The sequence below is a fragment of the Vibrio amylolyticus genome, assembly GCF_023145695.1.
Lineage (GTDB): Bacteria > Pseudomonadota > Gammaproteobacteria > Enterobacterales > Vibrionaceae > Vibrio > Vibrio amylolyticus.
In genome coordinates, this window is sequence record NZ_JAJHVV010000001.1 from 403,372 (window position 1) to 414,898 (window position 11,527).

Below are 11,527 nucleotides of genomic sequence, written 5' to 3' on the forward strand. Positions count from 1 at the left end.
CCCTAAATAAACACTATGATCTGTAACATAAACAGCCCTGTTCACTTCGGAGCAGGGCTGCTTTTTCAGTTTGAGAATGGCTATCTAGGTGCATAATGATAGAAAAATAAACCTCTGTGCACTTAGAACCCTCTATTTAGTTATAATTTCAGGCCCCATTAATGTGGTTGGCAGCCATGTCGACACCCATGGCACGTAAGTTACAATGATTAGGAATAAGAACATCACGCCTACCCATGGCAATGCGGCTTTCACCACATTCATCATCGACATCTTCGCCACCCCCGCAGTCACAAACAGGTTAAGCCCAACAGGCGGCGTTATCATCCCAATTTCCATATTCACGACCATCATTATCCCTAAATGAATGGGGTCGATACCCAGTGCAATCGCTATTGGGAAGACCAATGGTGCAACAATGATTAATAAACCTGATGGTTCCATGAACTGACCGCCAATTAACAATAGAACGTTAACCACAATCAGGAATGCTATTGGCCCAAGACCCGCAGAAAGCATCGACTCTGTGATCATTTGCGGAATACGTTCTTCAGTAAGTACATGCTTTAGAATCAGTGCATTCGCAATGATAAACAGCAGCATAATCGTCAGTTTTCCCGCTTCATAAAGCGTATGTTTTGTGTCTTTATGGACTAAAGTTTCAACTGCTTTTACCAATACAGGCTTAGTATTATTCTTATCTGCAAACGGCCCCATGTCTTTGTATATAAAGTTTGCGATAAAGAACGCATACACAGCAGCGACCGCTGCCGCCTCTGTTGGAGTAAAGATACCACCATAAATCCCGCCAAGAATAATGACGATCAATAACAATCCCCAACTCGCATCTTTCGCTGCTGCAAATGTTTCGCCCCAGCCAACAAAAGGCTGAGCAGGTATTTTTTTAACGCAAGCGGTGATGTAGATAGCGATCATTAACATTACACCAGCGAGTAAGCCTGGAATGACCCCTCCCAGGAACATTCTTCCTACTGACACATCGGTCGCTGCGGCGTACACCACCATCACAATCGACGGTGGGATCAAAATACCTAATGTACCTGCATTACAAATAACACCTGCGGCAAATTCCTTGGTATAGCCATTTTTCACCATACCTGCGATGACAATACTACCAATCGCGACGACAGTCGCTGGCGAAGACCCAGAAAGCGCAGCAAACATCATACAAGCGACAACAGATGCCATCGCTAAACCACCACGAAACCAACCCACCATTGCGATAGCAAAACGGATGATTCTCTTCGCGACCCCCCCCGTTGACATAAAGCTCGAAGCTAAAATGAAAAACGGAATAGCAAGTAGTGTGTAGTGACCGGCAAAGGCATTAAATAACGTCTGGGCAACCGACGCCAGTGAGGCATCAGAGTGCATCAACAAGAAAAGGATGCTCGATAAGCCCAAGGAAATTGCGATTGGCACACCGATCAGCATAAACGCAATTACCATTAAAAATAGAAATAACATGGCCATGGATCAGTCTTCCTTCCCGTTAGGTTTTGTCTCAGATTGTGATTGGCTTTTCGAATCAAGGGGCGCAGTGGCCATTTCATCACTGCCTGCGAGTACATCCGCCTTCAACGCTTCGAGATCTTCTTCGGCTTCGTGACCGGCGATCATGCGATCTAAATCTCCAGTTAAGATTTGATAAGCAATTTGGATGAACCTAAATGTGAGTAACGCCATCCCAATCGGTAACGCCATGTAAGGGATAAATCTAGGAAGCTTTTCATACCGCTCCCCTTCATTTAGCCAGTCTGAGAGAAACTGCAGTATTTCAGGCATTGGAATATCATCGGTTTCATACCACGCTCGTTCCGTAGCAAACGGATACCAGTAATTCCATGAACCGATAAGTAGCAAAATAGAAAAAGCGAGACAGCTAACCACGGCGATGACGGCGTACACTTTTCTCAGCTTTTCAGGGGCCATATTGATGACGACATCAACCCCAATATGAAAATGCTTTTTAACGCCATAGGAAGCGCCAACGAGCACCATCCATGCGAACATGAATACGGTGAGTTCCAGTGCCCATAAAATGTTGTCGTTAAAGGCGTATCGAAACACGACATTAGCAAAGGTGAGCAATGTCATTGCTCCAAGAAAAAAAGCAATAAGTGACTCTTCAATTATGTCGGTCACTTTACCGATTTTTTGTAGCCGAGTCGGTTCTACGAAATTAGTCTGTTCCATGAGATTGTTCAGTTCCATGAGATAAGGACATACACTCGCCACGCATAAACTCGCGGCAAGAAAAAGCGCCTACGACAATCGCAGGCGCAAAAGTTTAGTTATTTGATGCTAAAGCGGCTTCAATAAGATCAGAACCGATGTCCTTCTCAAATTTCTTCCACACAGGCTTAAGCGCAGTCACCCACTCTTGGCGTTGGCTGTCGGATAACGTACGAACTTCCCCACCCGCTTCGATGATGTTGTTCTTATTTGCTAGGTTCACTTCAGAAGACTTCGCGTTACGAGTTGCTGTCACTTCCTGAATAATCGTACCTAACTGGTCACGAACATCGTCTGGTAGACCTTTCCAAAAATCATTAGAAGTTACGACTAGATAATCTAAAATACCGTGATTGGTCTCAGTAACACCGTCTTGTACTTCAAAGAATTTCTTACCGTAGATGTTAGACCAAGTGTTCTCTTGACCATCGATAACTTTAGTCTGTAGGCCGCCATACACTTCTTTAAAGGACATTTTCTGAGGGTTTGCACCTAACTGTTCAAACTGAGCAACCAACACGTCAGAAGCCTGTACGCGGAACTTAAGGCCCTCCGCATCCTGAGGTAATGTTAATGGCTTATTCGCCGACATCTGCTTCATACCGTTATGCCAAAACGCCAAACCTTGAAGACCACGACGTTGCATCGCATTCTTCAGCTTGTCACCCGATTCTGAGTTTTGAAAACGATCAACCGCTTCGACGTCTTCAAATAGGAACGGCAGGTCGAAAATGCGGAATTTCTTCGTGAATTTTTCAAACTTAGACAAAGAGGGAGCCGCTAATTGAACATCCCCATTCAGCATTGCTTCTAACACTTTGTTGTCATCATAAAGTGTCGAGTTAGGGAATACCTGCATGCAAGCTTTGCCATTCATCTCCGTGTTTACACGCTCTTCTAGCAATGAAGCCGCAATCCCTTTCGGGTGCTTGTCTGTATTGGTTACGTGACTGAATTTGATCACGATTTCGCCTGGGTCACAATTCGCAGCAGCATTAAAACTTGTCATCGCCAGAACAGATACAGACAGTAGGGTAAGAGGTTTAAACATTATTATTCTCCTTAGTTATAAACAGCGCCATCTATGGGCTGATATTTCTTAAAGAGCAATTAATAAGCCAGAGTTTAACATTTACGCTACAAGCGTTTAGCAATAACGGTTTGTTCACATTTAGGGGGGGAAGATCAGCAATCTGTAAATGACCAATAACTCATTAAATGAGCGGGAAATGACCCATTTAAAATGGGTATATGGGGGAATAATGACACACAACAAACAAGATGCTTCTGAAAAACAAAAAAGGTGAAAGCTGGGAAGGAGTATCAGCTTTCACCTAGTTCTGATGGATATTATGTTTATCTAATTACTTTTTGTTTTACTAATACCAGCCCAGATGAACGATCGGTTTCTCATTAAGTTGAAGAGTTTTCTTCATTTTGAACTGCTCTTTCAAGTTCAAACTGTGTTTTAAAATCAAGAGAATCATTAAGAGAGCTGTAATCACCACCTTCCCTCCTTACAATATTTTTCGTTTACACGTTAACTTTCATGATGTTGCTCTACTCTTAGCAACGCTAAATTGCGAATCGTTTCGTTTAACTTCTATGCATTTTCAATTGAATAATAACGTACAACCGTTTTGTTCATGCACCTTATAGTAATAGCACTATTTACAGTTTTATCACTAGGATTATTTTGTCATTGCTCGATTAGCTTAACTTTAGAAAGGGAGAACATGGGTAAGCGTTGGGTAAGATTAAAAATAAAGTGCACCTTCATTCAAGTTCAATATAACTTGAATACTCCCCCGAATATTTGGTTATAACCCATTGAGGAATAGGTTATAACCCAAATTGAAGGTGCACTTTAGAAAGGAGGAAGGTCATTTAAAATTGACCAGCCTTCGTTGTAACTCTTTGTTTAGTTAATACGATGACTTAAAAGTCGATTCGACACTCCGTATTGGCGTCAAAGAAGACTGCTTTAGAAAGGTCAAAGTGTAACGGAGCCGTTTGTCCAACCGTCACCTCAAATTCCGGCGATAGTCGACACGCTATCTCTTGATCATTGACTTTGATCATTGCTATCGTATCTGGGCCTGTTGGCTCCAACACTTCCAGTTTCAAATCAAGCTTAGTCGACGCCGTAATGTCATCGCCTTGAGAATCGCTAATGTGCTCTGGTCTTAGCCCTATCACAATCTCTTTTCCATCTTGTTCACGCATGGATTGTGGCAAACGAATATGATGCTCTTGGTCGTTGGAGCCCGTGACACGAATGATAGGATTATCTTCACTATCTAAGTCCACGATTGTCTTAATAAAGTTCATTGATGGGGAGCCCATAAACCCTGCTACAAACATATTATTCGGTTTGTTGTAGATCTCTTTAGGCGTGCCTAGCTGTTGAAGCTCGCCATCTTTCATTACCGCGATTCTATCCGCCAATGTCATCGCTTCTATTTGGTCATGAGTAACGTACACGATGGTCGTATTGAGCTTTTGATGTAAGCGTTTAATTTGATGACGCATCTCAACGCGCAGTTTTGCATCGAGATTAGATAACGGTTCATCAAATAGATACAACTTAGGTCTACGAGCCAGTGCGCGTCCCATTGCGACACGCTGTCGTTGACCACCAGATAGCTGCGAAGGCTTACGATCTAGAAGTTGTTCAATTTGAAGCATTTCCGCAACTCGATTCACTTCTGCATCAATCTTCACTTGCGGCATTTTTCGTATCTTCAAACCAAAAGCAATATTTCCACGAACCGTCATATTTGGGTACAAGGCATAAGATTGAAACACCATTGCGATATCACGATCTTTTGGCTCAACGGTTGCTACATCGGTACCATCAATAACGATCTCACCTTCATTGATTCCTTCCAATCCAGCGATGGTATTCATTAATGTCGATTTACCACAACCAGAGGGACCAACTAAGATTAAGAACTCTCCTGAATCGATACTAATATCAATCCCTTTCAATGTTTCCTGGTCCGCTTTTGGGTAGGTTTTGCGGATCTGTTTCAGTTCTAGTGTTGCCATAATAATTATCCTTTTACCGATCCCGCCGTTAGGCCGCGAACAAAGTATTTTCCTGCTAAAACATAAACTACCAAGGTTGGCAGCGCTGCGATAATGGCGGCCGCCATATCAACGTTGTATTCTTTAATACCTGTACTGGTGTTCACCAAGTTATTCAGTGCAACAGTTATTGGCTGTGTTTCGGACCCCGAATAAACCACACCAAATAGGAAGTCATTCCAAATAGCCGTAAACTGCCAGATCACCGTCACCATGATGATTGGTGTTGATAAAGGTAATAGAATTTTAAAGAAAATAGTAAAGAACCCCGCGCCATCAAGCTTTGCCGCTTTGACTAATTCATCGGGAATACTCATATAAAAGTTTCTAAAGAATAGAGTTGTAAACGCCATGCCATACACCACATGTACAAACACTAGCCCTGTATTGGTATTCGCTAAACCCAATTTGCCAAGAACAGCCGCCATTGGTAACAACACCACTTGAAAGGGAATAAAGCATCCAAACAAAAGCAAGCTGAAGAACAGGTTTGACCCTCTAAACTTCCACTTGGTCACAACGTAACCATTAAATGCGCCCAGAAGTGTCGAAATAGCAACCGCTGGAATAACCATTTGGAAAGAGTTCCAAAAGTAGCCTTTCACACCCTCACATTTTACGCCCGTACAAGCGCTGTCCCACGCTTTGTACCACGCATCAAACACCCACTCTTTTGGTAAACTCATCAAGTTCCCGGCTTTGATATCCGGCAACGTTTTGAACGACGTAATCGCCATGACAAACAGCGGCATTAAATAGACTAAACAGAAGAAAATTAGTGTCGAATAGATAAACAGTCGACCCATATTCATTTGATTACTCATGACTTTTTCTCCCTAAGTTCGGAATAGAGATACGGCACTAAAATCGCAAGTATTCCCGCTAGCATCATCATTGCACTCGCAGCGCCTAGACCAATCTGTCCACGCGTAAATGAGTGTGCGTACATAAACAAAGCAGGTAAGTCGGATGAATATCCCGGCCCACCAGCAGTCATCGCTGTCACCAAATCAAAACTCTTAATGGCGATATGGGAAGTAATGATCACTGCACTAAAGAAAACCGGACGCAGACAAGGCAGAACAATCTTTAAATAGATTGACGGTAGCCCCGCCCCATCAATTTGCGCTGCCTTGATGATCGAAGAATCAATACCGCGCAAACCCGCTAAGAACATCGCCATGACAAAACCAGACGACTGCCAAACCGCGGCGATAACTAGGGTATATACAGCCATTTCCGAGTTAACAAGCCAATCAAATTTGAAATCGGTGAACCCCCAGTCGTGCATCATTTTTTCAATGCCCAAGCCTGGGTTTAAAATCCACTTCCAAGCCGTACCTGTCACAATAAAAGACAGGGCCATTGGATAAAGGTAGATCGTTCGAATCGCACCTTCATTACGAATATTTTGGTCTAAGAAAATGGCGAGACCGACACCCAGTAATATCGCGATCAGCATGAATAACACGCCAAATACGCCTAGGTTAGTAATGGACGTAATCCAACGATCGTTCTCTAGCAACTTTTCATACTGCGCCCAACCGACAAAGTTGAAACTAGGCAAAAAACGAGAGTTGGTGAATGAAAGAGTAGCAGTCCAAAAAATGTAGCCATAGATGCACACCACGGTGATGAGCACTGTTGGGGCAAGTACAATCTTTGGTAGCCAATGTTGTAGCCTATCGGCAAAGCTAGGCTTCACGGTAGGCTTTTTCTTTGACTGAGTCAAAACATGCTCCATAACGTTTCCTTGTTATATAACCAATCAAAACCGCTCTTGTTTATACGGACACAAAACGTTTTGATATAGCGTGAATAGGCCATGACAGCCTATCCACGCTGGGAGGTGTTGCTATATGCCTTGTATTACCAAGACTAAGAGGGAAAGGTTAGATTGCCGCTTTCACAGCTTTTGCAAGTTTGCCTGCCGCTTCCTTAGGATCCGCTTTTGGATCATTAAAGAAGTTTGTTACTACGTCATAGATTGCGCCTTGAGCGTAGCTGGTTGTCGACAAGCCATGCGCCATACTTGGAACAAGGTCACCCGTTTCAGCACTTGCTTTAAAGGTAGACATTGAATCCAGTGCACATTGGTCAAACTTAGACATATCCATATCAAGACGAACCGGGATAGAGCCCTTGTTCAGATTGAAAACTTCTTGGAAGTCTTTTGTGAGGATGGTTTTCGCTAAATCTTGCTGCGCTTTTTGATTCGCGCTATCGCCTAGCTCAAAGAACGCAAAACTGTCGATATTAAATGTGAATTGGCCATTTGTACCTGGAGCTGGTGCACAGATGTAATCTTTACCCGGTACTTTGCCCGCTGCAGTGAATTCACCTTTTGCCCAGTCACCCATGATTTGCATTGCCGCTTCACCATTAATCACCATTGATGTCGCGACATTCCAATCACGGCCCGGTGAGTTAGAATCGATGTAGTCACGAATCTTTTTAAATTTAGTAAATACTTGGGTCATTTTATCGCCTGATAAAACATCCATATCAAGATCGACAAACGCTTTATTGTAATCTTCACTACCCAAGACTTCTAAGGCTACAGCCTCAAAAACAGTCGCGTCTTGCCAAGGTTGTCCACCGTGTGCGAGAGGAATGTATCCCGCCGCTTTGATTTTCTCAGCAGCAACAAAAAACTCATCGAGCGTCGTCGGTACTGAAACGCCTGATTTTTCCAACACTTCAGGGTTAGCCCATAACCAGTTAACACGGTGAACATTCACTGGAACAGCAACGTATTCGCCATCCCACTTCATCACGTTAGTCACAACCGAAGGAAGAATTGAATCCCACTCTTCTGCTTGTGCGGTTTTTTCTAGGGTCGTTAAGAAGCCTAAACCACCCCATTCTTGAATATCATGACCTTTGATCTGCGCTGCAGACGGAGGATTACCCGATACTGCTCGAGTTTTAAGAACCGTCATCGCACTTTCACCGCCACCACCGGCAACTGCAAAGTCTTTCCAGTTGTGGCCTTGTTCTTCTAGCATCTCTTTAAGAACAGCAGCCGATTTCGCTTCACCACCTGCAGTCCACCAGTGAAGAACTTCAACTTCACCGGCTTGAGAAAATGAGGCAGCAGATAAAAGGGATAAGGTAAGTAGGGTTTTATTAATTTTCATTATTATCTTCCATGTATTGGATTAGACGTCACTCAACGAAGAGCTATGCTCAACTTAGAATAAACAGACGAGCATTCATGCCCGAACAATAATGAGTCTATCCAAACCGCTCTAAAACACTGAAACAAACCGTAACCTCAAGGTAACAACTTCGTTACATTACACTTCCAAACCCCGCGGTATATAGATTTGAGCCTTTAGCCCACCGCTTTCTTGATTACTAATAATGAGATCTCCACCATGTCCATGGAGTATATTACGGCAAATCCCTAGCCCTAACCCATGCCCATCAGTGTCCGTTGCGATACGAAAATAAGGTTCAAATACCAGTTCAAGTTTGTCCTTCGGTATCCCGTTCCCCTTATCTGTGACAATGATTTTTATCCACTCTTCCGTTTGCGTCGTCACCACTTCGGCATGCTCACCATACTTAACCGCATTATCAATAATATTGGTCAACACACGCTTAATCGCTAGGGGCTTAGCAACGATAATACCAAGCTCTATCGGATAAAAAGTCACTTTGGTCTCATAATAATTATGAGACTCAATCACAGACTGAATAACCTCTGAAATATCAACTTGTGCGTTATTCTCATGTAAATCGGTGTCTCTCACACACTGTAAGGCACCTTTAACCATGATTTCTAACTCATCAAGATCCTTATTAAACTTGTCTCTTTTTACATCACTCTCAAGCAACTCCGCCCGCAATCGTAAGCGAGTTATTGGGGTCTTTAAATCGTGCGAGATGGCCGAAAACAGATGGTCTCTATCTGAGACATAACGTCGAATACGCCTTTGCATTCGGTTGAAAGCTCGCGTCGCTGTCACAAGCTCGCTTGCTCCCTCTTCTTGCAGAGCCGGTTGATCAATATCCATGCTCATTTCATTGGCGGCTTTCGCTAAACGTTTTAATGGCTTTACTTGCCGTTTAACCAATAGGTAGGTGAGAAGAAGCAGTAACAACGTTGATAACAGCAAAAAGATGATCTGTTCACGACCTAAAATCGTGTCATCTAATGTGACGTAAGGTGCGGGAAGCAGCGCGGCAATATAAAGCCATTCGTTACTCGCAAGCTCTATTTGAACGACCAGGATCGGTGGATTTATAGGTTCTAACGTTAAGGTATGGTGCGCCCATGATTTAGGTAAATCACTGAGAAAAATATCATTTTTTAATAGTCTAAGATGCTCAGGACGAGAAAAGTTAACAGAGACTGAAGTGACCTTATTTAGCTTTTTTTCTAGTACCTCAGTAACAGCATTAACAGAAGTCACTTTTAAGCGAGTATTGGCGATCGGTTCAACAATTAATTTCTCTTTATTAAACGAAACGAAAAAGCGGGTGCCGCCCATGTTTCGTATTTGATCAAGAACGATGTGACGATAATTCACCGGAAGTGATTGAAAAAAAGTAACTGTAGAGGCAAACATAGTCGCCATACTTGAAGACGCAGAATGAATTCCTTCCACCTCTTTTTGCTTGGATTCAACAAACCAAATTGACGTCGCAATACCTTGGGCAATAATCACGGCTAGCAACGTTAGCCACAATGTACGCGCTACCAGTGAGTTTGGTTTTAATCGCTGCTCTAAACCCATAATTTACTCAATTTTCAGTTCTTCTCTATTTATGCAGCCTAACGCTCTTGCTCAACAGAAACCGCCAGAATATAACCATTACCACGCATGGTTTTTATGTAGTGAGGGTATTTTGCGCTGTCCCCTAACCTATTCCTTAATCGGCTTAACTGAACGTCTATTGCTCTTTCAAACGGTAACGACTCTCTGCCTTTTGTGGCGATTGATATGGTGTCACGATCGAGAACTTCATTGGGCCGGTTTAAAAACAGCATGAGCAGAGAAAAGTCACTGCCAGAAAGATCATGGGATTGGTCAGTCTCACGGTTAACAATTCGATGAGCCAGCGTATCTAAACTCCAATCACCAAAGTGAATCTGCTTGGGCAAGGTGTCATGGGTCGGCTCTTGAGTGATATTCACTCTGCGTAATACAGCCTTTATTCGCGCAATAAGCTGGCGAGGATTGAACGGTTTTGCAATGTAATCATCAGCGCCGATTTCTAAACCAATAATTTGATCCATTTCGTCAGAAACCGCCGTTAACATGATTATCGGAACGTTCGAACTTTTACGTAATTGCTGACATAACGTGAAGCCATCGTCACCGGGAAGCATCACGTCTAATAAGATCAGGTCAGGAAAACCTTGTTGGTCTATATACTGATTGAGAGACTCACCATCTTCTACCGTGGAGACGTTAAAACCGGATTTACTCAAATACTCATCCAATAACTCACGGATCTCCAGATCATCATCAACCACCAAAATATGGGTTTTCACTTGCATCCTTGCTACCTAAATACAACAAAATCTTCACATAGTGTATAGATTAGACTAAGTGGCCATTATTGATATTTCTATAAAATTTGATTGAGTGACAGATACCGATCACAACTCATCAAACTCTTATCATTAATTAATCCCCCCTATTTATATTGCTATATCTTCGCGGTTAGTGACGGCTCAGAACATAACAAAATGAGTGTAGCAATTTGAACTGACTACCCTAACAACGCTCAAGACTTTAAGCATGGCTTAAAAGAAAAGGGATTGATCTAGCGATTCAAACAAGTAGCAGAAAAAGAGAAAACCCGATGAAGAGAGCTGAAACAGGAATTATAAAAGTGAACTAGAGGTCTATGACAGAGGTATTTAATAAATAATGAGTATAGAAATTAGAAAGAGCTGGGAGAAGATACCTAAAATGACAATGCATTCATATTAGGCTTCTCCTTATCTTTGGCTTACTGTCAATGTTGATAACAAGACTTGTTGACTATGAGATAGCGACAAGAATAGTAATGACAGATAATAGTGAAAACAGGCATGTACGACTTACTAGGCCGAAATTTGAAGGTTGAATCATCTCTTGGTGTTGTTCCATATGCGCTCCGAACTTGTGTGACAGTGTCATTACAATATGATGAATTTACAAAAATTTCTCAACCACATTAA

General features: G+C 42.6%; 9 protein-coding genes. All 9 read right to left on the reverse strand.

What is annotated here, in order from left to right; all coding sequences use genetic code 11:
• Positions 1 to 132: 132 nt before the first annotated feature.
• The 9 genes from KP803_RS01810 to KP803_RS01850 all read right to left on the reverse strand — a co-directional run bounded on the left by KP803_RS01810 (position 133) and on the right by KP803_RS01850 (position 10,858).
• On the reverse strand, positions 133 to 1,494 hold the full coding sequence (locus tag KP803_RS01810) for a TRAP transporter large permease (protein WP_248007117.1): 1,362 nt from the start codon (positions 1,492 to 1,494) through the stop codon (positions 133 to 135).
• A gap of 3 nt (positions 1,495 to 1,497) precedes the next feature.
• Positions 1,498 to 2,235, reverse strand: a complete 738-nt coding sequence (locus KP803_RS01815) for a TRAP transporter small permease (RefSeq protein ID WP_248007118.1) — start codon at positions 2,233 to 2,235, stop codon at positions 1,498 to 1,500.
• Positions 2,236 to 2,311: 76 nt separating this feature from the next.
• Positions 2,312 to 3,307, reverse strand: coding sequence for a DctP family TRAP transporter solute-binding subunit (locus KP803_RS01820; RefSeq protein ID WP_248007119.1), 996 nt, complete (start codon positions 3,305 to 3,307; stop codon positions 2,312 to 2,314).
• Positions 3,308 to 4,194: 887 nt separating this feature from the next.
• A complete protein-coding gene (locus KP803_RS01825) occupies positions 4,195 to 5,307 on the reverse strand; it encodes an ABC transporter ATP-binding protein (RefSeq protein ID WP_248007120.1) in 1,113 nt (370 codons plus the stop codon).
• A 5-nt stretch (positions 5,308 to 5,312) separates the two neighbouring features.
• Positions 5,313 to 6,170: a carbohydrate ABC transporter permease gene (locus tag KP803_RS01830; RefSeq protein WP_248007121.1), complete on the reverse strand. Its 858-nt coding sequence runs from the start codon at positions 6,168 to 6,170 to the stop codon at positions 5,313 to 5,315.
• Positions 6,167 to 7,090 (reverse strand): carbohydrate ABC transporter permease, encoded by a 924-nt coding sequence (locus tag KP803_RS01835; RefSeq protein WP_248007122.1) that lies wholly within the window; start codon positions 7,088 to 7,090, stop codon positions 6,167 to 6,169. The genes KP803_RS01830 and KP803_RS01835 overlap by 4 nt, the downstream gene beginning before the upstream one ends.
• 148 nt (positions 7,091 to 7,238) lie before the next feature.
• Positions 7,239 to 8,486 (reverse strand): ABC transporter substrate-binding protein, encoded by a 1,248-nt coding sequence (locus tag KP803_RS01840; protein WP_248007123.1) that lies wholly within the window; start codon positions 8,484 to 8,486, stop codon positions 7,239 to 7,241.
• A 159-nt stretch (positions 8,487 to 8,645) separates the two neighbouring features.
• Complete coding sequence (locus KP803_RS01845; RefSeq protein ID WP_248007124.1) at positions 8,646 to 10,091, reverse strand: ATP-binding protein; 1,446 nt, start codon at positions 10,089 to 10,091, stop codon at positions 8,646 to 8,648.
• A 38-nt stretch (positions 10,092 to 10,129) separates the two neighbouring features.
• Positions 10,130 to 10,858: a response regulator gene (locus tag KP803_RS01850; RefSeq protein ID WP_248007125.1), complete on the reverse strand. Its 729-nt coding sequence runs from the start codon at positions 10,856 to 10,858 to the stop codon at positions 10,130 to 10,132.
• Between the last annotated feature and the right edge of the window lie 669 nt (positions 10,859 to 11,527).